Here is a 21,469-nt window from a genome sequence, read left to right as displayed (position 1 = left end):
TTACTTTTTTTGTAAATTGTGATTAAATGTATAACTAAGTTTTATGAAAAAGATTTGCTATTGTCTTTTATTTTTAAATCTAACGAATAATATATATGCTCAGCGAAGTAGTGACCAGAACATAGATAGTTTGACTAAAAAACTGTATAAACATGTTTTTAAAAACGAAGATTCTACTTACTATTATTTAGACAAAATTAGTAATGTAGCAAAACAGAATGATGACATTGGCAAGTATATTCAGACCACAATGGATTTTAATCGAGTTGCTGGGTATCATAATAATTATAAAAAGCTCAAATCAAATATTAAATTAACGGATTCTATTTTTGTTCAATACAAAGACTTTTTAGATAAAAGGCCTGATAAATTATATTATACAAACTCACTTTTATATGATAAAGGAATGTATAATTTTGTTTTAGAAGATTATGAAAAAGCTAGACATTTTTTTAATGAAATTATAAAAAAATGTGAAAGTCTCCCAATAAATGAATTAGATGATAACCAAAAATCACTTTTAGCTGTAGCTTATGGTTTTACTGCTAAAATGTATGTAAATGAGCATAAATTTGAATTAGCCAAAGAGTTTTATGATAAAAACATTCGGTTTTTAATTACTAAAAATTCAGAAGATAAAAAATCACTTTACAGAGTCTATAGTTTATTAGCCGAAGTGTATAAAAATGAAAAGCAATTTGCTCTCTCAAATACGTATTTAAAAAAATCATTAGAATTTAATTTAAAAAATTCTAGAAATACAAATGCATTAATTACGGAGACTTCACTATTAGTTGAAAATTACTTGAACCTTAATAAAATTGACAGTGCATATTTTTATTTAGATTTAATGAAAGCCAATATTCCTGAAAATCATATTTTTTTAAATAAATATCATACTTCAAAAGCAGAAATTTATAAAAAAAATAAAGAATATGATAATGCAGTATTAGAATATGATATGTCAGTTCAACTATTACAAAAAGAGTCAGACGGAATTGAATTGGAAAAATTAGCCTTGCTCTATGATCAAATCGGCCAACTCCATGCTACCTATAATGAACCCCAAAAAGCGGTTGATAATTTTAATAAAGGTATAAATCAATTATCTAAGAAGAATGCAAATAAATCGGCATTGTTAAAAATACTAAAAAATAAAGCAATGATTGTCGGTGCTTATGATTTAGAAAATTCTAATGAGCAAGTAATTTCAACAGTAGATTTTGGTATTAAAACTTTAGATAGCTTAAAGCCTTCTTTTAAAAGTGAGGCTGATAAGTTATTACTTATTGAGGACGCTTTTCCATTATTTGAGTCTGGTCTTGCTGCACTGTTTAATTCATATAAATCTAATTCTAATAATGAATTAATAGATAAAGCATTTTATTATTCTGAAAAAAGTAAGGGTATTTTACTTATGGAAGCGTTATTAGGTGCAAAAGCCACGAACTTTGGAGCTATTCCAGACGATTTAATTGAAAAAGAAAAACAGTTAAAGGCACAAATTACTTATTTAGAAAAAGAAATTAATAAAAGCAAAGCTTCCTCTAATGTTTTGGAAGATCGTTTGTTTGCAACTAAGGAAGAATATCGTAGTCTGATCAATACTATTGAAACAAATTATAAAGCTTATTATAATCTTAAATATAATACGGAGGTTGTTAGTTTAAAGGAAGCCCAAAATAATTTGACAGATGATGAAATGTTGGTTTCTTATTTTTATGGTGATAAACATATTTATGTTATTTCATTGACAAGGAGTACTAAAGAATTCTTTAAAATTGAAAATAATGAAGCTCTTGAGAATAATACCCGAAACATCTATAAAATGTTGAGTGATCCGAAATCCGAAGTCTCTATTTTAGCTAATGAAACCTATCATTTGTATCGATTGTTGCTAAAGCCAATTATTAAAAAAGAAGCAAAGGAAAAATTGATTGTCATAGCTGATGGATTATTGAATTACATTCCTTTTGGAAGTTTAAATACCAGTAGTGATGGTATTAACTATTTGATTGAACAAAAGAGTGTTAGTTATACCAATTCGGCATCACTTTGGATAGAATTAAAAGACAATAAAATCTATTCCAACTCGGTTTTGGCATTCGCTCCAAATTTTGAAAACGATAATAATTTTAGTGATATATTATTACCATTACCCCATAATAAAGAAGAGGTAAATCAAATTATGCATTCATTTGAAGGCAATGGTTTTATTAATGAAAAAGCATCCTTGTTTAATTTTACATCTCAAATAGCCAATTATGGTATAATTCATTTAGCAACACATGCTGTTTTTGATGATAAAAATCCGGAGTATTCTTATTTAGCGTTTACGCCTGACAATAAGAGTAGTAACTTGTTGTATGTAAGTGATTTGTACAATCTTTCGTTACATGCTAATTTAGTAACCTTAAGTGCATGTGAAACAGGGATTGGCGAACTTAAACGCGGTGAAGGGTTTATGAGCCTAACCCGAGGTTTTTTCTATAGTGGAGCTTCAAGTATAGCTAGTACACTATGGAAAGTTAATGATGCTTCTTCCACTCAGTTAATGGATAATTTTTATAAAAATTTAGCTAAAGGAAGCTCTAAAGATAAAGCCCTTCAAAAAGCTAAAATAGAATTTTTAAAAGCGAATAAGCAAAATGCGTTAGCTCACCCATATTATTGGTCGGGATTTGTTATTTCCGGAAATACAAATGCAGTTGTAAGTTCTTATAAGTGGGTTTGGTTTTTGGTAGGTAGTTTATTTTTGTTTTTAATTCTATTCTTTGTTTTTCGAAACCGGAAAAGAAATTACTTTAAGTGATCTAACAATACTTCAGCTTTTTCTTTATTAAAATCATAGTTTGTAACCAATTGTTCTAAATAAGAAATAGCACTTTGTTTATCTTTTTCTTTAATTGAGATTAGTGCGAGATACCAATGACTTTCGGCCACAAATTCAACATTATCAGAAATTACTTTTTTGAATAAGCTTTTTGCTGAATTGATTTTATTTAATTCTAAATAAGTCTGAGCTTTGTAGAAATCTATATATTCTTTAGCATTACTATCTAATTTTTCAAAATTTTCAATGGCAGTTTTGTAGTTACCGGTTTCATAGGCTACAAAAGCTTGTCTTTCGGTAGAGTCATCAGTGTCTCCACGGGTAATGGTATAACTGGTATTAGGGTATTGTTGAAAATTTTCGCTATACAATTCGTTATAATCGAGCTTTATAAAATTATCATATCCAAACCAACCTACACTCAATAATATGGCAATGGAGGCTGCAATTGCCCAAGCCTTGTAATTGCTGGTTTTTGGTGTTGATTTATGTTTTAATTTAGTTTCAAAATCTTGTAGCTTTGCTTTTAGTTGGATTCTTTCTTTTTCTTTAATGGCACGTTTTAAATCTTTTTCAAATTCAAATTGTTCTTTAAATTTGGTGTCATTTTCTAACAATTGGTTAAATAATTGTCGTTCTTCAGCCGTTAAGCTGTCAGAAAAATAGTTGGTTAATAATGCTTCTTTGTCCATTATAAATGATCTGATTTAATTCGTTCTCTAAGTGTTTTCATGCATCGCGACTTTTGGCTTTTTACTACATTTTCACTATTGTAACTTTCTTTTTTCATTATTTCATTGATGGTATAACCTCTATAATAAAATAAGGTTAATAGTTCTTGACACTTTTTGCCTAAAGTTTCAAAATATGTTAGTAACAGTTGTTGCTCTTTGCTAATACTTTTCTCTTCAATTTCAATAGTCTCCATAAAATTATCATCTTCTTTTACAATAGAGAGGTTAAACTCAGAACTCACTTGCTTCTTGTTCTTTTTTAAAATATCCATAATTAAATATTTACCAATGCTAAACAAATACGTAGAAATACTACTGGTAAAGTTCTCGATTTTGCCCGACATTATGTTTTCGTAAAAAATAACATAGGCATCTTGATATGCATCTATGTTTTCATCATCAGATAAGTTATATCGTTTGGCAAAGTTTAAAAACTTCTCTCGATTTTCTTCGTAAATACGCTTAAAAGCTGCTTCATCTCCTTTTCTTAATTTTTCGAGCGTATTATTTACTGATTCTTTGTCCATTTATGGATACTGGTAAAAAAGGTTAACACTAATTACAAACAAATTTAAATTTTTATTGTGAAAATAGTCGATTTCAGAAATTATTTATAAAGAAGGATGTGTACAGGGGTAATAACATCAACTTTTTTTTACAAATGTTAACCTTTTAAAATTAATTGCATTAAGAAGTCAAACAAAAAAATATAGATTATGAATACAATCAAGAAAATAAGAAAACAAGTAAAGTTTTATCTGAAAATAATAACAGCATTGATAATCGCAATAACTTTTACATCTTGTGATGACGACCCAGTACAAAAAGACATCCTTTCTCCGCTAGACTTAACTTTTAATCTAGAGACAAATCAAGATCAAATGGGAGACTTTTTTGGCAATGCTATGGCATTACATGATGGTAAAGTATGGTCTTCAGGTGGAGATAACGATTATACAAATAATGTAACAAGTGATAATCAAATTTGGTCCAGTACTAATGGTGTAGCTTGGATCTCGGTTACAGGTGTTGGTGAAGCGAGAACTGGGCATACGTTAACCACTTTTGATGGCAAATTATGGATGATTGGTGGCGAAAACAATGACGATGAATGGTTAAGCGATATTTGGTATTCATCAGACGGTAGTGCAGGTTCTTGGGTTAATGCCCCAACTACAACAGCACCTTTTGGAATAGTTGCATACCATACCACCGCGGTTTACAATGGAAAAATGTACGTAATAGCAGCGAAAGAGTCTACCAATGCTACTGAAGTTTGGTCAACATCAGATTGTGAAACCTGGACGCAAGAAACGGCAAATGCATTTTCAGGTAGAGTAAGACATAAAGCAGTAGTTTTTAATAATACCATGTATGTTATAGGAGGTGAAGATATAGGGGCTAATAAACTCAACGAAATTTGGCAAAGTACTGATGGTGCAAATTGGTCCTTAGTATCAACTAATAGTTCCATTTTTCCTGGACGGTTAGGGCATACGGCCACGGTCTATAATGATAAAGTTTGGGTGATAGGAGGAAGAACAGAGACGGAACCTTTCACCAATGATATTTATTATTCAGATAATCTTATCGATTGGACAAAACATACAGATTACAATCCTATAGATGAAATTGGAGCTCATGAAGCGTTGTTACACAATGATGCACTTTGGGTTTTTGGAGGGAAAACAGGTGATAACGATACTGAAGTTACTGGTAAAATATGGAGTGTTAAAGAAGATTAAAGACTATTAATACTTAATTAAAAATAAAAACAACAAGCTAAAATAATTACTTATGAAGACATTATTAAAAAATATAACCCTTACAATTTTAGCCATAACCCTTTTTAGTTGTAATAAGGAGGATGACGCACCAAAAAATAATACAACAACTGATGTATATGTAGCAGGTTTTGAAGATAACGGATTAAGAACTGTAGCTAAAATATGGAAAAATGGAATTGGCACTCCTTTAACGGACGGAACTCGTACTTCAGAAGCTCTTTCAGTGTTTGTTGCCCAGGATGATATATATGCCGCAGGGTTTGTTTATGATGGCCCAAAATCTACAGCCAAATTGTGGAAAAACGGTACTGAAACCTCTTTAACTGACGGGAGTAAAAACGCAGAAGCTAATTCGGTGTGTGTTTCAGGAACTGATGTTTATGTGGCAGGTTATGAATCTGGTGATGCCAAATTATGGTAAAATGGAATAGAATTACCTTTAACTGATGGTACTAATTTTTCAGAAGCCTTTACAGTATATGTAGCAGGTTTTGAAGAGAAAGATTTTATAGATGTAGCTAAGATTTGGAAAAATGGTATAGAAATACCACTAACAGATGGTACTAATTATGCACAAGCTACATCTGTGTATGTTACAGGAACTGACGTCTATGCCGTTGGATATGAAAACAATGGCACTAAAAATGTAGCCAAAATGTGGAAAAATGGAATAGGAAAGTCGTTAACAAGTGGAGTAAACAAGGCAGAAGCAACTTCAGTATATGTTTCAGATGGAGATGTTTATGTGGTAGGTTATGAAGATTCTGAGACAAAAACAGTAGCCAAAATGTGGAAAAATGGAATAGAAACATCGTTAACAAATGGAGCTTATGATGCACAGGTTTATTCAGTATGTGCTTCTGGAGAAGATATATATGTTGCAGGCTATGAAGATGGTGATAGTACTATTTTTGCCAAAATATGGAAGAATGGTAAAGGGATAGCTTTAAACGATGGAACTAATTATGGAATTTCCAAAGTAGTTTTTACAGTAACCTATTAGATAGAAAATAGGCATATTATACTTCAGGTTCCATAATAAATAGGACCATGATGTTAACCTTTTTTTAATGCAAACATTAATGAATAAAAAAATAATTATGAAGACATTTGAAAATATTATACTTACAATTTTAGCCATTACCCTGTTTAGCTGTAGCAAGAATGATGACGCACCAAGAATAGAAAATGTGAGGTTAATTGCATATTCAATTGGAGCTAATGAATATGACCTTAGATACAATGACGATGGTTTTTTAACGCGATACAAATCATTGGATGTAATTTACAATGGAGATAATAAAATTATTCAAAATGGATCATTCAGGTATGAATATAATGGGCAGGGTAGGGTTTCGAAAGTAACTAGAACTAACCGAGAAACAACTATTGTTTATAATAATTCAGGATTAATGGCAACCTTTAATACGGTTTTTCGTTCTACTGATAGGTCAAAATCTACCTTTGAATACGATAGTCAGGATAGATTAACAACTATTGTTGAAAAAGGACTAGACAATACTGTTTATTATAAAATCACTTTGGCTTATGATGCCAAGGATAATATTGTGCAATATCTTATAGAGCAAACTAGAGATGGTCTTACGTATACTGAGTTAAACGTTACTAATTATACGTATGACAACAAAAATAATCCCAATTACAATGTGTTAACCAAAACGGGTAATACCAGTGTTATTAATATGTTTCCATTTATAAGTTATTTACAAATTGGTAATTATGCTTCTGATGCAGTATTTTATAATAGTAAAAATAATGTATTATCTTCTAATAGCATATATTCAGATGGTTCTTACAATAGAATCAATGATTATGATTATGTGTATGATGAGAATAGCTATCCCATTTCTGTAGAAATAGAATATACCTACCCAGATGAACCTGAAAGAAATACTACTAGTTACAAAACGTGGACTTACGAAACCTTTTAAAAGTTTATATTTACATTAAACATTATGTGTAATACAAGTATTAAAATATGAAATCAATAGTTAAAAATAGCATACTTATTTTAGTCGTGATACTTATTACGTTTAATAGTGTCTATGGACAAAGAGAGCATATGAGATTAAAATCATATACGGAAAATGTAAATGAGATTGATCTTGTGTATTCCGATGACAATAGGTTAAGTAAGATTGGTTATACAACCTTTAATTACGATGCAGAAGGCAGAATCATAAAAAATGATAAGATAAGTTACAACTATAATGATTTAGGACAAGTATCACAAATTATTAGTAATAAAGGAGGGAGTTTTGGCAATCTCGAAACCGAAATAGTCTATAATACGGATAGCTTAATAGTTTCCTTTGTTTCAAAATATGAAAGAGGGGATCTTGGCACTGCAACTTCTACATTTGAATATGACGGTAACAAAAGGTTAAAAACTATTATTGAAAAAGGAGCTGACGGTCGTGGTTATGGAAGAATAACCTTAACCTATGATGACAATAACAACATCGTGCAACAATTGAAAGAGAAAAGCTACGATGGTACTTCATATCGTCAAGTTTCTGTAAGTAATTATACCTTTGATACTAAGAATAATCCTAGTTACAATGTGCTATCAAAAACAGGAAATAGCAATACAATTAATATCTTTCATATAATTTACAACCTATCCATTGGCGGCCAATCGGCTTATGAAACGTTATATTATTATAGTAAAAATAACATCCTTTCTTCAAAAGTCACAGGTGCTAGTGGTAATGCGGCTACTCAGACATATACTTATGTATATGACGAAAATGACTATCCCGTCTCGGCGAAATTAGAATATTCTTTTTCTCCAGACTCAAGTTATAATCGTACAGAGACTAGAGGTTGGGTTTACGAAAATTATTGATTCTGATATACATTAGATTCATCACCGATTTAAGATAAAAATAGAGATTAAAAATATTTACTTAACGAATAATTAAACAGAGCCAAGTTCAAGAACTTGGCTTTTTTTTTGGTTTAATGTTAACCTTTTTTTTTGGAAGCCATTAATAAGAAAATAAACAATAAAAACAAGCTCATGAAAACACTACACATTTTAATAGCAATACTAAGCTTAAGCATTTTTAATGCGAGTTACGCTCAAGCAAAAAAAGATACCACAACAACAGAAAAAAAGTCAGTACAAAACGACAATTTTTTAGATATGGGAGCCAAAAGTTTAACGCAAGTTTTTGGGGAAAACCTAGATGGAAATACATCAGGTAAAAAGTTGAATTTTTTGGAGATGTTGAAAAAAATGAATTTACCAACAGAGCAAAAAGAAGAATACAGAAACTTATACTATTTACAAGCCAAAGACTTAACTCAAAAGCAAAAAGATTCATTGGGTAGAGCTTTAGGTGAAAAGATAAAGGAAGCTCAACTTGAAAAAGAGAAGGAATAGGTTTAAGGTTTACATTGATTCTACGCTTTAGAAGATTTAGAGGATGAGATAGTAACTCAATTAAAAAAATAAACAATTCACAAATAATATCATGAAAGCACTTAAAATACTGAGTATACTTACGTTAATTACTTGTTTTACAACACAAGCAGAAGCACAATTGCTTAAAAAATTAGGAAAAGCAGCCGAAAGAGCAGCCGAACGCACCTTAGAAAAAAAGGTTGAAGAAAAAACTTCAAATGAAACGGATAAAGCTTTTGATACTGTTTTTAACAATAATAAAGGAAAGAAAAAAAGGAAGACCAAGAAAAAGAAGAAAGATATAATTTCATTACCACAAGAAACAGGAAATAACCCAGTACAAACCGGACCAAATGAAACATTAACCGAGTTAAGTGTCTATTCAAAATTTGATTTTGTTCCTGGAGATAAAATACTAATGACAGATGATTTTTCTTTAGACCATATGGGGGACTTTCCCGCTAAATGGAATACAAATGGCACCGGAGAACTCGTAACTATTGACAATGAAAAATGGTTTAAACTGGCAGGTAAATCTACCTATATTCCAGATTTGCCCTCTGCTTTACCTGAAGATTATACCATAGAGTTTGATATGCTTACAGTGGTTGATAAAAAAACAAGTTCTCAAGCCAAATTAGAAATTTGGTTAGAAGATAATAATATGTTTGATACACCCAAAAATATGGCTAAAGTGGAAATTCCTCTATGCTTATTTATAAGTGTTGGGTTTATTGTTGAAAATAAAGTGGAAGGAAAGCGAGTCATTCGTAATTCGGTTGAAAAAGATATTAGGGAAATTCTATTACAAAAGAACCATGTTTCAATAGCGGTTAATGGCAAGCGTTTTAGATTGTGGGTCAATGAAAATAAGGTAGTTGATGTACCCAGGTTGTTGACTGATAATATCTCATCTTTTAAACTTCATCCAAGAGATGTTAGAGATGGTATCGATAAGGTTTTTATTAATAATGTGAAAATAGCAAAAGGCGGTGTTGATTTACGAAATCAATTATTGGAAAATGGAAAATTTTCTACAACAGGCATTTTATTCAATTCTGGTTCAGACCAGATTAAACCAGAGTCATCAGGGGTTTTAAAACAAATAGCCGAAGCATTAGTGCAAGATAAAGATCTGAAATTAAATATTATCGGGCACACAGATGCTGATGGTAATGATAATACGAATTTGATGCTTTCAGAACAAAGAGCTATTGCGGTTAAAAATGCACTTAATTCTCAATTTAATGTTGATAATTCCAGACTTCAGACCGAAGGTAAAGGAGAGACACAACCTGTCGATAAAAATAATACTACAGAAGGAAAAGCGAATAATAGAAGGGTAGAGTTTGTGAAAATTTAGAACTTCTCATGTTCCATGTTAACTCTTTGGATATAACCACATAAAATAAAATATACAAAAATGAAAAATTCAAGCAATAGTTACAGAAAAATGAAAAATAAGAACTATTCAATTGCCCAAATAATCTTAAAATCAAGCTTGCTATTGATAATTATGGTTATTTCAAGTTGCCGTAACGGAGATGATCAAGACTTACCAACCAACAAAGAACTCATAGTTGGAAAATGGCAAGTAACCAGTGGAGAATTTTTATTAGATAATTCTAAATATGTCTATATAAATGAAAACAATACCATTGACATTTTATCGGAAGATGAATTGGGATTTAAAGGAGAATGGTCTACAAACAGTACGATAACAGATAATCAAATTACTTTAACCGCTCAAGGTGCTTATATTGTTAATTATACCTTGGTTAATGATGAACTTTCTTTACAGAATCCGGATAATAGCACAGTATTATTATCCAGAGCTTCGATAGGTCCTGAACTAGATGATTGGATAAAACCGTTAACTGTTTTAGCGGAAGGATTGGCCCCTTGGCAGAAGGATGTCGATATTGCTTTTGACGGTACACACATTTTAGGTTGGAATAATGATGATGATGAAATTTTAAAAGTGAATCCCAATACGTTAGCTGTTGATGAAACGATGTCTACAACTTTAAACGCCTATGCCGTAGAGATTGAAAAATCAAATTCTGGATTAAAACAACTTTTCCAAAGTAACGCAGGTTCCTCAAAATTCACCTCTTTTTTATATACTACGGGGTCTAAATATTATGAATCCATTGATTTGGGAAGTTGGATAAGAGGTATTGCATCTATTGAGCCAAGTTTTTTTTGGATTTCTAGTCATTCTGAACAAAAACTTTACAAATATAAGTCAAATGGAATTTTTTCTCCTGGACAGGTTTTGCAAACTATCTCATTAGAATTTCAACCCCGAGGTTTAGATTATCAAAATGGATATTTATATATAACGGATGGCAACAAGCTACATAAATGTCAAACTTCACCAAACTTTAAAGCTATTGAGAGTTATACATTTCCTAATAACAACTCCATTTCTGGAATTGCTTTTGATGGTAACAATTTTTGGCTAAACACAAAAAATTATGATGAAGATAAAAATAAATTGGTAAAAATAGATTTATAAATTATTAAAATAAGAGATATCGGTACAGGGGAGACGAGTTACCTGACGATGTTGTAAGTCCTTTGTCTTTTGGAATTGCTATTACTTTATCGCTTTAGATTTAATTTACTCAAGGTGGATATCAAATATTATATGTTATTAAGTTAACCTTTTCTTCACTTAAACATTAATAGAAAATACTAAAACGTAAATCATGAAGAATTTAATTAATTGTCATAATATAATAGTTAGACAAACGGTCTTTTCAGTGTTAGTTATCATGGGGTTTCTCTTTCAGAGTTGTGATACAGAAATACCTCCCACAGATACGGACCCTCCAACATTCAGTTTTACCATAACTGGTGACGGATTTGACCATACGTTTACTCAAGATGATGATTTTGAAAATTTTGAACTTTATGTTAAGAGCAATACAAACTATCATTTCGTTTTTGCAGCAGCAGACGCAGGTGGTTTGAGAACAATGGAATGGGATATAGAACCTGAAAAATTATTTGAATTAATAACACCTGTTGAGGATCCCTGGCAGATTCTCCCAAATGTATTCGGAGATACGATGTGGATTAGATGGACAGATACCACAACAGCAGATGTAAAGACAGGGCAATTCTTAACAGGTGATTTTCGATTCCCTATGTCTGCGGAAAATAATGCGTCTAATACGCTAGATTTTTGGTTTCATGCAGGCGATTTTGGAGGGCAATCTGGTCCATCAAACACAGTTAATAAACGATTAAAAATTGTAATTACAAATCAAGATACAGGTGTCGTTTATAAATTAATCTAAAATGTTAACCTTTTAAAATTAGAATCATTAATAACAAATTAACAATAAATTAAAAATTATGAAGAATAGAACTAAAAACCCGAGTAGCATATTCAGAAGTGCCATTTTCAGTATGTTACTAATAATAGCTTTTTCATTTCAAAGCTGTGATACAGAAATCCCTCCAACAGATACAGATCCTCCAAATTTTAGTCTTAAAATAACAGGTGAAGGTTTTGATCATATCTTTAATCAAGATGATGATTTTAGTAGCTTTGAATTAAACCTTACCGAAGATGCACTTTATGATTTTATTTTTTCGGCGAGCGATCCTGATGGTTTAAAATCAGCCCAAATGCAATTTCCAGGCGATCATTTTGAGATTGAGACAGACTTACCAACAACTTGGATATCAAGATTTAATAATGGAATATCAACATCAGTTACCTGGAGAGGAGATGTTAATAATCCTGTTACAGGAGCCATCCTAAATGGAAAATTTAGAGTTAGTGGTGATAATTTAGCTTTTGGACTTTTGTTAGATGTACGTGATTATGGAGGAGAAGCTGGTACGAGTAATCAAACATTTGCCGAATTAAATATAGATGTTGGGCAGCAAGATACAGAAATTCATTATTATTCAGAGTAATTTTTCAAATATGTAAATAAAAAAACTCTTATAACTAATTTAATATATTTTCTAAAAGTTTTTTACCTACTAAGTAGTGTTACAACATGTAAATTTTCCTTTTTAACTTTTTAAAGTTAACCTTTTAAAGTTAGCATCATTAATACCCAAATAACAATAATTTAAAAAATAATGAAGAATTTAATTAAAAATCAAAGGAGAGTTTTAAAAAGTACTTTTTTAAGTATGTTAATTATGATAACTTTTTCGTTTCAAAGCTGTGATACTGATATTCCTCCAACAGATACAGACCCCCCTACATTCAGTTTTAAAATAAAGGGAGAGGGTTTTGAACGTACTTTTACACAAGATGATGATTTCGAAAGTTTCCAGTTAAATCTTACTGCAGGTGCTTCTTATGAAATAGATTATATAGGTTTGGATACTGGAGGTTTAGAATATATGGGCATGGTATTTTCTTATGGTCATTTTGAGATTGTTGGATCGTTACCTACCGATTGGGAGGATTATAATAATGGTTTTAATAGATGGTTTCGATGGAATGGTGATGCTAATAATCCGATAACAGGTAACAGGTAACCTAATTAATAAGGGTACGCTCATAATGAGACAAGTACCTGCGAACCAGGATATAGGAGGTAGTATAACTTTTGATTTAAGGGATTATGGAGGCCAATCAGGAAGTGCTAATCAAACGGTTAAGCATTTAAATATTTACTTAGGCCAGCATCCAACTGAAGTTCGTTACTTTTAAAAATAACAATTTATAGTTACAAACTAAAACTCTTGAGTTCATTATCTTAATTGAACTGCAGGAGTTTTTTTTGTTTAAAAGCGGTGTTTTTATTTACAAATTTTCTAATTTAATGTTGAACTAAATCGAATTGAAATACTTATTTCGTTCAATAAAAAAAAAAGTCTTTTGTCTCTTTTTTTAACTTTTTTAATATTTACATGTTAACCTTTTTTAATCATTACCATTAAAGGATAAATAACAATTAAAAAATTTTAAAAATCATGAATTTATTAAAGAAAAAAATAAGCAACACGATCTATTTAGGTAAAAGGGTAATGCTTGCATTTACAGTTGCTCTATTTGGTTTTAGCGGATACGCTCAAGAGTCGGCAATTACTAGTGGAGCAAGATCACAAGGTGAGATTTTAATCAGTGGAGGTGTTTTGGTGCACTATACCTCTAATAATGTAAATGATAATAAATCTAATTCATTTACTACAAATATTACCCCAAAGGCAGGTTATTTTATTATGGACAATTTGGCGGTTGGTTTAGAACTTTCAGTAGCTACAAGTAGTTCGAAATCGAAGAGTCTTTTTGGTGATTCTAAAAGAAATACCACGGTATTATCTTTAGGTGCTTTTGGTCGCTATTATCTAGATAATGGTTTGTTTTTTGAAGGTTTGGTAGGTGCGGGTACAAAAAAAACATCAAGCGGACTTGAAGGTATACCGGAATTAAAACTTGGAGATAATACCTCAACAATATTGGGTTTTAGAACTGGTGTTGGCTATGCTATAAGTCTAGGAGATCATGTAGCTTTAGAACCTACCATAAATTACTCTTGGGAAAAAAACCTACCCAAAGATGCACCATCAGACTATAAAGATACCCTATCCTCAATTTTTCTTGGCATCGGATTTACAGTCTTTTTGTAAAAAAAAATAATCAATAAAAATAACAATTATGAAATTCAAAAGAAAAATAGTACAAAGAACGTCTTATTACAAGATAGGTTTAAAAAATTAATAGGCATGCTATCGTTACTATTGCTTGTCACAATTTTAATAAACTGCACAAATCCAGATGATGATGATCCTAAACCAAATATAGATTTGGAAGCAAGCGATATTACATTTTCAGTGGTAAAAACAGATGATTTTAACGGTACGGTAACCTTAACGGGCATTGTTAAAAATATAGCTGATGATTTTACTTCTGGTGAGGGGCAACAAGTTATATATCTATATGAAAAAAGTTTAGGTACACCTTCAAACCAATCTGGAAATTTAGTAGCTTCAAGATCGTTCGAAAATTTAAGTGCTGGCGAAACCTTAGAAGTTAGTTTTAGCCGTACTTGGAGTTCGTCAAATGAATTTCCTCCTGAGTATATCTTAGTAATTGGTTATGATCCTGATTTATATATCGATAGTAACCTGAATAATGATGATACCAATCAAGCTAATGATAAAATAACAGTTAGTGGTTATGATATCAATGCCATATTTTAAAAAGAATTATTTGAGTTAGTTAATAAAACTATGGGCTAATGTTCATCAATTTAGCCTGTAGTTTTTAAACTAAAAAACGATAAATACAAAATTATGAGAATGATAAAGCAAAAATACCAACTAAAGATTTATAGACAATTAAGCTATTTGTTAGTAATAGTATTTTTATTAGGGTTTTTAACAAGTTGCAATAAAGATGATGAACCTAGACCCGCAACATTAAGCGGAATTTCTCCTGAAAGCGGTTCTAAAAACACTATTGTGACCATTAATGGAAGCAATTTTGGAAATAATCTAGATAATCTGAAAGTTTATTTTAACGATGTACAAGCTGTGGTACAATCAGTAATAGATACAAAAATACAAACCGAAGTACCAACTTTAGCATTGACAGGCTTAGTAAAAGTTATAGTCGATGGTACTGAATTAACAGGTCCGGAATTTACCTATGAATTTTCAGAAGCTCATGTCACTACCTTGGCAGGAAATAAAGAGGGAGGGGATGCTCCCTTAGATGGACAAGGGACAAATGCTATTTTTGGTGCAATGGATGGTATTGCTTTAGATAAAGAAGATAATTTAATTATTACACAAACTTGGAAACATAGTATAAGAAAAATAACACAAGATGGATTGGTAACTACTTTGTCAAAGAGTGAAGATGGTGGCCTAGTTGAAGGCTCGATTAATGAAGCTAAATTTTCTTGGCCAAGAGATGTGACTGTAGATGCTAATGGTAATGTATATATAGCCGATTCGAATAATAACCGTATTCGAAAGATTTCACCAGAAGGTGATGTTAGTACGTTGGCAGGGGGGGGGCAAGGTTATATAGATGGGGCGGTTAACGAAGCTCGGTTTTTTCTTCCAAATGCTATTACCATAGATCAATTAGGAAATATTTATATAGCAGAATATAACAGTGTCTTAAATCATTCATTAATAAGAAAAATTACAAAAGAAGGAATGGTAAGCACCTTTGCAGGTGGTAATCCTGGCTTTTCTGATGGGCAAGGTACAGATGCTAAATTTGGTAGAATATATGGATTGACGGTTGATAATTCAGGAAATATAATAATTTCAGATGCAGGTAATAATAAAATAAGGAAGGTGAGCCCTATAGGTTTAGTAACGACTATTGCTGGGAGTACAGAAGGTTATGAAGATGGGAAAGGAGAAGAAGCTAAATTTAATTTCCCTTATGGTATAACGGTTGATAAATTAGATAACATATATGTTTCAGATTATTCCAATATGAGAATACGAAAAATAGCACCGGATGGAACTGTAAGTACTTTAGCTGGGAAAGGATCTTACGGCTTTGATGATGGGGAAAGTATAGATGCTACTATTGCTTTTCCACGTGCTATTACAGTAGACGATGATCTCAATTTATATTTTACACAAAATTTCTTAGTAAGAAAAATCACCCAAGAGTAAAGTCAGTTTAAAAAGCATTAGTTGCGACTGCTTTTGTATATCTGAATCAAGTTTTAAAGGTTTTTCTGTAAAATAAATCTTTTGATATTATAACAACCCTAATCCACAAAATAATGAAAACAGTATACTATATGTTATTTGCCACACTATTTATTATTTCATGCAATAAAGAGAAGGTTAATAAGGAAAATGATGTTGTGAAAGTAGAAAAAACACAACAACTAAAAGTAGAACCTCAAAAAGCAACAAACAATGGCACTTATTTATGTAAAATAAATGACAAAGACTGGTCATATACCAAAGGCTCTGGTATTGTCTCTAGAGATAAAAAGACAGGTAAACGTACCGCTATTATCACATTTAAAAAGCAATTGGAAAAAGGTAGTGAGAGCATCCAATTTTATTATGATGGTGATTCTTTTCAATTGGAAAGTGCTATGATACAACTCAAACTTCCAAAAAAAGGAGGAGGTCTTGTATCTGGTATCTATGGATTTTATACAAATTCTCGTCATAAATATCCTAAAAGTGATTTATCTGGAACGCTCAACCTTTCAAATCCTAAAACGGTTTCGGGAAATGCTCTCATACAAAAATTTGATATTAAATATGAAAAGGAATTATTAGAAAATAAAGATAACGCCGTAATAAGTATTAGCGATTTAAATTTTTCAGGCATTCCGTATTCAGATATTGATGCACTTTTTAATAAATAACTGGTATAAGATTTTTTAAGAAAAATCATATAAAACTGAAAGGATTTTTATTGAGTGAAAAATTAAATGAAATTATAACAAACCAAAATCTCAAATTAGAATTATTTAGAACAGAATCAAAAATTAAATCTAAAACATTGAAATAATGAAAACAATATTCACATTAGTGTTGCTGGCCACCATAAATATGGCAACCGCCCAAACTATTGACAAACAGGTCGTTTCCTCTGGAGGGGAAACCATTAGCAATGCAAACCACACGCTTACTTTTACCATTGGAGAACCGATAATTGGGAAAGTTGAAAACGGTGCAATTATTAATCAAGGTTTTTTAGCAGGTGCAGCATCTGGTAGTACATTAGCCGTTGATGAACAATTGTTGAGTACGGCAATTAAAGTATATCCTAATCCTGTGGCTGATAATTTAAATATTGACCTAAATGATGTTTCTGGAGAAACAAAAATTTTGATTTACAACAGTCTAGGGCAATTTATAAAAACAGAAAAGCTGACTGCAACTAATAATAGTATTAATGTAGATCAATTGCAAAGCGGACTCTATTTAGTAAACCTACATTTTACAGATTATAAAACCATTAAAACTTTTAAAATTATTAAAAAATAGCACCGCATCGTCTCCTTGAGGATTATCGAAATGAAAATAAATTTTCATTGAAGATACCGAGCGAAGCTTATTAGGGGTGTTTTACCATACTTTAAACTCTAGAAACCATGAAACAAAAACTACAACTTTTAATCTTATTCCTAAGTTTAGGAATTTATACAACCTCCTTTTCTCAAGGATACTCAGGATATGTTAACTATCAAGGTGTAGCCAGTAATGCTTCGGGAGAGGTAATGGCTGAAGAAACTATTACAGTCGGTATTGGCTTAAGGCATGTAATTGATGTTGGTGATGATTATTCAGAAAATCATACAGTTACTACAGATACCAATGGTGTATTTAGCCTAAAAATTGGTTCTGGGACTGCAACTGAAGGTAGATACTATGATTTTGAATGGTCTAATATAGGAGTAGAATTAACCGTTTCGATAAATGGTACGGAAATTGGAACTACAGAAATGCAGGCTGTTCCATATGCATTAAGTTCAGGTTATCAAAGTCATTGGCGAGACATTGGAACAGATGAATTTATAATGATTGAGGATGATGCTTACCGAGTAATAATTAGCAATAAACTTCTGGTAGAAGGTGATATGCGATTGCAATCGGGGGCTGCCGTTAACGAAATTTCTACTGATGGTACATTGGCGGGTAATAGTGATGAAGCTATTCCCACCGAAAAAGCTATAAAAACCTATGTAGATAATAATAAAGGGGCATCAAGTATTAACGAATTAATAGACGCTAAATCAGATAACGATGGTACTGATAATGGTTCTTCTGTATTTATAGGTGTTGATGCAGGTTTGAACGATAATGGTACTGCAAATGCTAATGTTGGTATTGGCTATCAAGCACTTTACAGTAATACAACTGGCTCTGTTAATACTGCTATTGGTTTTAAGACGCTTTATAGTAATATCACTGGTAGCTATAATACCGCTAATGGAGTGTTTGCACTTAATAAAAATACCTCCGGTTCTCAAAATTCAGCTAATGGGAGAGAGGCTCTTTTTAAAAATACCACAGGGAATTCAAATACGGCTAATGGTTATCAATCACTTTATGAAAACACTACAGGGAATTATAATACTGCAATTGGACTTTCTTCTCTTAAAAAAAATAAAATAGGATACTATAATACGGCAATTGGAAGGCATGCATTACAAAACACTACGGCTAGTTATAATGTTGCAGTGGGTAATGATGCCTTAAATGACCTTACTACCGGCAGCAATAATATAGGTATTGGTGCAGATTCTCAAGTTCCTAGTGCAACAGCTTCTCATCAAGTAAGGATAGGTAATTCACAAATAACCTACGCAGGAGTTCAAGTAGCTTGGACCATAACATCAGATGCTGCTTGGAAAGATGATATTCAACCTTTACAGTATGGTTTAGATATGGTAACACAACTAAAACCTGTTGATTACGTGCGTCAAAATAATGAAGCAAAAACGCGTGAAATAGGTTTTGTTGCTCAAGACGTAGAGCTATTACTTAATAAATTAGGCTATACCAATACAGGTATATTAACCAAAGACGATGAGGGACGATTAAGTTTACGCTATAATGATTTTATACCATTACTCACTAAATCTGTTCAAGAGCTAAATGATAAAACTAATGCTCTCGAAACATTGTATAAAGATCTTTTAAAACGGGTTGAAGTTCTCGAAAAAATATAAATAATACCTTAAACAAGTCCCGAATGTCGGGAAAGTATAAACGTAACCTTTAAACCTCAGAACTTATGAATAAAAACCTACAAATTTTAACCTTATTTCTAACTTTAGTAATAAGCACAACACTTTTCTCACAAACGGAACAATCTAACTTTATCAACTACCAAGGAGTAGCCAATAATACCTCAGGTGAAGTAATGGTAAATGAAACTATTACAGTAGGTATTGCCTTAAAGTATGGACTGAGCGTTGCTGCTTCATATGCCGAAAATCATACAATTACTACAGATGCAAACGGTGTATTTAGTTTGAAAATAGGAAACGGATCAGCAACAGCGAGCACTTACGAAGATTATCAATGGGGTAACGGTGTTGCTACTTTTTTGACAGTATCTATCAATGGAACAGAAATTGGGACCACAGAATTGTTGGCTGTACCCTACGCTATCAGTGCTGGTAATGTGCAATGGGATAAAAATGGTGAAGATATAAGAAATATAAATATAGGTAACGTTGAAATAAAAAATGACCTCGAGATAGGTGGCAATATAAAATTAGAAGAAGGTAATGCAGTCAATGAAATTTCTACTGATGGTACAATGGGTGACAATAGTGATGAAGCTATACCCACCGAAAAAGCGGTAAAAACGTATGTGGATATCAATACAAGTTCAGGGTTAGAAGCAATTAACGAAGGTAATGGTATTGGATGGCGTTTAAAAGGTCAAAATTCAAATGATTATGGTAATATTGGAAATGATGCAGTAGATTTAAGTTGGGGTAGGAATTCAGGAGATAATTCTAGGGGAGCGACAGGATTTGTTTCGTTTGCAGCGGGAAATGGAACAAGAGCTACAATTTCAGGATCAACGGCATTTGGTTTTGCTACCACGGCTTCTGGACCTACATCAACAGCATTTGGTGGAAATACGTTAGCATCAGGTTCATATTCAACAACAATGGGCCATTTTACTTTGGCTTCAGGCTCATACTCGACTGCAATAGGTACTCTGAATTTAGACAATGTAGAGGCTCTGTTTATGATTGGAAACGGAGAGAATTCATCTAATCGTCACAACGCCCTTACCGTTTTAAAAAATGGTAAGGTGGGTATAGGTAATCACCAACCCTCTAGTCTGTTGGAAGTTGCTCATAAAAATGGACCACCGACTTCCAGTAACCTCACCAATGCATTAAGTATAAGGAATTTGGGAGATAATGAGGGTAGTTCTTCTGATGATGAGTCTTGGCAGATTTATACTGAAGACAACGGGTATTTGTTGCTGTTTAATTCGGGAGAATTTAGAGGGGCGTTTAATGCAACAACTGGTGCTTATGGTCAAGTTTCCGACAGGCGTAAGAAGAGAGATATTACACCATTAGAAGCTAATACACTCGAGAAAGTTATGAAGCTTAACCCTGTAAGTTACTTAATGAAATCACAAAAGGACACTAAAAGAAATTTAGGTTTAATCTCTCAAGAGGTAAAAGAAATTTTTCCAACATTAACACATTATTTAGAAGACCAAGATATTTTGGAACTTTCTTACACAGAACTCATACCTATTCTTATAAAAGCATTGCAAGAACAACAAGAAATTATTGATGGTCAAAATAGTAAAATTGATAATTTGTCTGCTGATGTTTCGGCGATTAAAACCTTATTGGAAAATAGAACTGTAAAAAGAGAAGTGGCGGAAAAGTAGCCCACAGTATTTAGTATTCAGTACCAGTATGCAGTCGCAGTTCGTTAAACTTGTTATTCAGTATAAAGATTGATATTAGTACAAGATATACTGGAACACTTTGCTATGTTAAGAAAGCCAAAATTGCTATGAATAATTAACCACATCTTTACAACAGGGTGTGGTTTTTTATTTGATAATTTCTTTTATTGAGAAGCTTGTAAAAGTCCTTCCCTAATTGAAAACCTAATACTTAGGGAAAGGATGAAATTTTATTTTGGCGGTCCTTTGCGTTTAAACTTTGCGGCTTAGCGTGAACTTTTTTTGGTAGCTTTACTTGCTAAAACCTTA

General features: G+C 31.9%; 22 protein-coding genes. 20 read left to right on the top strand and 2 right to left on the bottom strand.

Annotated features, from left to right (window positions below; translation table 11 throughout):
* Positions 1 to 43 precede the first annotated feature (43 nt).
* Positions 44 to 2,812 carry a CHAT domain-containing protein gene (locus JBL43_RS03235; protein WP_198840020.1) on the top strand — a complete coding sequence of 923 codons (2,769 nt, stop codon included), beginning with the start codon at positions 44 to 46 and terminating at the stop codon, positions 2,810 to 2,812.
* Here the strand turns inward: JBL43_RS03235 and JBL43_RS03230 are convergent.
* Positions 2,800 to 3,525 (bottom strand): tetratricopeptide repeat protein, encoded by a 726-nt coding sequence (locus tag JBL43_RS03230; RefSeq protein WP_198840019.1) that lies wholly within the window; start codon positions 3,523 to 3,525, stop codon positions 2,800 to 2,802. The genes JBL43_RS03235 and JBL43_RS03230 overlap by 13 nt on opposite strands.
* Positions 3,525 to 4,094, bottom strand: coding sequence for an RNA polymerase sigma factor (locus tag JBL43_RS03225; RefSeq protein ID WP_198840018.1), 570 nt, complete (start codon positions 4,092 to 4,094; stop codon positions 3,525 to 3,527). Before JBL43_RS03225 ends, JBL43_RS03230 begins: the two co-directional genes overlap by 1 nt.
* 189 nt (positions 4,095 to 4,283) lie before the next feature.
* On the opposite strand from JBL43_RS03225, the gene JBL43_RS03220 reads away from it, so the two are divergent.
* The 19 genes from JBL43_RS03220 to JBL43_RS03130 all read left to right on the top strand — a co-directional run bounded on the left by JBL43_RS03220 (position 4,284) and on the right by JBL43_RS03130 (position 21,139).
* Positions 4,284 to 5,312 carry a Kelch repeat-containing protein gene (locus tag JBL43_RS03220; protein ID WP_198840017.1) on the top strand — a complete coding sequence of 343 codons (1,029 nt, stop codon included), beginning with the start codon at positions 4,284 to 4,286 and terminating at the stop codon, positions 5,310 to 5,312.
* Positions 5,313 to 5,364: 52 nt separating this feature from the next.
* Positions 5,365 to 5,775 (top strand): hypothetical protein, encoded by a 411-nt coding sequence (locus JBL43_RS03215; RefSeq protein WP_198840016.1) that lies wholly within the window; start codon positions 5,365 to 5,367, stop codon positions 5,773 to 5,775.
* A gap of 165 nt (positions 5,776 to 5,940) precedes the next feature.
* Entirely contained in the window at positions 5,941 to 6,357 is a 417-nt protein-coding gene (locus JBL43_RS03210; RefSeq protein ID WP_198840015.1) for a hypothetical protein, read from the top strand.
* A gap of 97 nt (positions 6,358 to 6,454) precedes the next feature.
* Positions 6,455 to 7,306: a hypothetical protein gene (locus tag JBL43_RS03205; protein WP_198840014.1), complete on the top strand. Its 852-nt coding sequence runs from the start codon at positions 6,455 to 6,457 to the stop codon at positions 7,304 to 7,306.
* A 47-nt stretch (positions 7,307 to 7,353) separates the two neighbouring features.
* A complete protein-coding gene (locus JBL43_RS03200) occupies positions 7,354 to 8,223 on the top strand; it encodes a hypothetical protein (protein WP_198840013.1) in 870 nt (289 codons plus the stop codon).
* Positions 8,224 to 8,397: 174 nt separating this feature from the next.
* On the top strand, positions 8,398 to 8,763 hold the full coding sequence (locus JBL43_RS03195; protein WP_198840012.1) for a hypothetical protein: 366 nt from the start codon (positions 8,398 to 8,400) through the stop codon (positions 8,761 to 8,763).
* 91 nt (positions 8,764 to 8,854) lie between these two features.
* Positions 8,855 to 10,147, top strand: a complete 1,293-nt coding sequence (locus JBL43_RS03190; protein WP_198840011.1) for an OmpA family protein — start codon at positions 8,855 to 8,857, stop codon at positions 10,145 to 10,147.
* A 60-nt stretch (positions 10,148 to 10,207) separates the two neighbouring features.
* On the top strand, positions 10,208 to 11,305 hold the full coding sequence (locus JBL43_RS03185) for a YncE family protein (RefSeq protein WP_198840010.1): 1,098 nt from the start codon (positions 10,208 to 10,210) through the stop codon (positions 11,303 to 11,305).
* A gap of 193 nt (positions 11,306 to 11,498) precedes the next feature.
* The gene (locus JBL43_RS03180; protein WP_198840009.1) at positions 11,499 to 12,092 is read left to right on the top strand and encodes a hypothetical protein; all 594 of its coding nucleotides are present in this window, start codon (positions 11,499 to 11,501) and stop codon (positions 12,090 to 12,092) included.
* 58 nt (positions 12,093 to 12,150) lie between these two features.
* Positions 12,151 to 12,720, top strand: a complete 570-nt coding sequence (locus JBL43_RS03175) for a hypothetical protein (RefSeq protein WP_198840008.1) — start codon at positions 12,151 to 12,153, stop codon at positions 12,718 to 12,720.
* A 171-nt stretch (positions 12,721 to 12,891) separates the two neighbouring features.
* Entirely contained in the window at positions 12,892 to 13,299 is a 408-nt protein-coding gene (locus JBL43_RS03170) for a hypothetical protein (RefSeq protein WP_198840007.1), read from the top strand.
* Between the two features lie 25 nt (positions 13,300 to 13,324).
* Positions 13,325 to 13,474 (top strand): hypothetical protein, encoded by a 150-nt coding sequence (locus JBL43_RS03165; protein ID WP_198840006.1) that lies wholly within the window; start codon positions 13,325 to 13,327, stop codon positions 13,472 to 13,474.
* 263 nt (positions 13,475 to 13,737) lie between these two features.
* Positions 13,738 to 14,394 carry an outer membrane beta-barrel protein gene (locus tag JBL43_RS03160; protein WP_198840005.1) on the top strand — a complete coding sequence of 219 codons (657 nt, stop codon included), beginning with the start codon at positions 13,738 to 13,740 and terminating at the stop codon, positions 14,392 to 14,394.
* Positions 14,395 to 14,490: 96 nt separating this feature from the next.
* Entirely contained in the window at positions 14,491 to 14,967 is a 477-nt protein-coding gene (locus JBL43_RS03155) for a hypothetical protein (RefSeq protein ID WP_198840004.1), read from the top strand.
* 99 nt (positions 14,968 to 15,066) lie between these two features.
* Positions 15,067 to 16,407 (top strand): IPT/TIG domain-containing protein, encoded by a 1,341-nt coding sequence (locus tag JBL43_RS03150; protein WP_198840003.1) that lies wholly within the window; start codon positions 15,067 to 15,069, stop codon positions 16,405 to 16,407.
* Between the two features lie 113 nt (positions 16,408 to 16,520).
* Positions 16,521 to 17,123, top strand: coding sequence for a hypothetical protein (locus tag JBL43_RS03145; protein ID WP_198840002.1), 603 nt, complete (start codon positions 16,521 to 16,523; stop codon positions 17,121 to 17,123).
* Positions 17,124 to 17,268: 145 nt separating this feature from the next.
* Positions 17,269 to 17,748 carry a T9SS type A sorting domain-containing protein gene (locus JBL43_RS03140; RefSeq protein WP_198840001.1) on the top strand — a complete coding sequence of 160 codons (480 nt, stop codon included), beginning with the start codon at positions 17,269 to 17,271 and terminating at the stop codon, positions 17,746 to 17,748.
* A 107-nt stretch (positions 17,749 to 17,855) separates the two neighbouring features.
* Entirely contained in the window at positions 17,856 to 19,436 is a 1,581-nt protein-coding gene (locus tag JBL43_RS03135; RefSeq protein ID WP_198840000.1) for a tail fiber domain-containing protein, read from the top strand.
* A gap of 65 nt (positions 19,437 to 19,501) precedes the next feature.
* Complete coding sequence (locus tag JBL43_RS03130) at positions 19,502 to 21,139, top strand: tail fiber domain-containing protein (RefSeq protein ID WP_198839999.1); 1,638 nt, start codon at positions 19,502 to 19,504, stop codon at positions 21,137 to 21,139.
* Positions 21,140 to 21,469 lie beyond the last annotated feature (330 nt).

Source organism: Aureibaculum flavum (assembly GCF_016406085.1).
In the GTDB taxonomy this organism is placed as follows: Bacteria; Bacteroidota; Bacteroidia; order Flavobacteriales; family Flavobacteriaceae; genus Aureibaculum; species Aureibaculum flavum.
The sequence above is the reverse complement of the archived record's forward strand: the minus strand, read 5'-3'. Positions and strand labels throughout refer to the sequence as shown.

Coding starts and splice junctions, on each gene's coding strand:
- JBL43_RS03145 (WP_198840002.1), top strand. CDS start 16,521: ATGAAAACAGTATACTATATGTTATTTGCCACACTATTTATTATTTCA.
- JBL43_RS03205 (WP_198840014.1), top strand. CDS start 6,455: ATGAAGACATTTGAAAATATTATACTTACAATTTTAGCCATTACCCTG.
- JBL43_RS03165 (WP_198840006.1), top strand. CDS start 13,325: ATGAGACAAGTACCTGCGAACCAGGATATAGGAGGTAGTATAACTTTT.
- JBL43_RS03180 (WP_198840009.1), top strand. CDS start 11,499: ATGAAGAATTTAATTAATTGTCATAATATAATAGTTAGACAAACGGTC.
- JBL43_RS03220 (WP_198840017.1), top strand. CDS start 4,284: ATGAATACAATCAAGAAAATAAGAAAACAAGTAAAGTTTTATCTGAAA.
- JBL43_RS03135 (WP_198840000.1), top strand. CDS start 17,856: ATGAAACAAAAACTACAACTTTTAATCTTATTCCTAAGTTTAGGAATT.
- JBL43_RS03140 (WP_198840001.1), top strand. CDS start 17,269: ATGAAAACAATATTCACATTAGTGTTGCTGGCCACCATAAATATGGCA.
- JBL43_RS03195 (WP_198840012.1), top strand. CDS start 8,398: ATGAAAACACTACACATTTTAATAGCAATACTAAGCTTAAGCATTTTT.
- JBL43_RS03175 (WP_198840008.1), top strand. CDS start 12,151: ATGAAGAATAGAACTAAAAACCCGAGTAGCATATTCAGAAGTGCCATT.
- JBL43_RS03235 (WP_198840020.1), top strand. CDS start 44: ATGAAAAAGATTTGCTATTGTCTTTTATTTTTAAATCTAACGAATAAT.
- JBL43_RS03225 (WP_198840018.1), bottom strand. CDS start 4,094: ATGGACAAAGAATCAGTAAATAATACGCTCGAAAAATTAAGAAAAGGA.
- JBL43_RS03155 (WP_198840004.1), top strand. CDS start 14,491: ATGCTATCGTTACTATTGCTTGTCACAATTTTAATAAACTGCACAAAT.
- JBL43_RS03150 (WP_198840003.1), top strand. CDS start 15,067: ATGATAAAGCAAAAATACCAACTAAAGATTTATAGACAATTAAGCTAT.
- JBL43_RS03190 (WP_198840011.1), top strand. CDS start 8,855: ATGAAAGCACTTAAAATACTGAGTATACTTACGTTAATTACTTGTTTT.
- JBL43_RS03170 (WP_198840007.1), top strand. CDS start 12,892: ATGAAGAATTTAATTAAAAATCAAAGGAGAGTTTTAAAAAGTACTTTT.
- JBL43_RS03215 (WP_198840016.1), top strand. CDS start 5,365: ATGAAGACATTATTAAAAAATATAACCCTTACAATTTTAGCCATAACC.
- JBL43_RS03130 (WP_198839999.1), top strand. CDS start 19,502: ATGAATAAAAACCTACAAATTTTAACCTTATTTCTAACTTTAGTAATA.
- JBL43_RS03200 (WP_198840013.1), top strand. CDS start 7,354: ATGAAATCAATAGTTAAAAATAGCATACTTATTTTAGTCGTGATACTT.
- JBL43_RS03185 (WP_198840010.1), top strand. CDS start 10,208: ATGAAAAATTCAAGCAATAGTTACAGAAAAATGAAAAATAAGAACTAT.
- JBL43_RS03230 (WP_198840019.1), bottom strand. CDS start 3,525: ATGGACAAAGAAGCATTATTAACCAACTATTTTTCTGACAGCTTAACG.
- JBL43_RS03160 (WP_198840005.1), top strand. CDS start 13,738: ATGAATTTATTAAAGAAAAAAATAAGCAACACGATCTATTTAGGTAAA.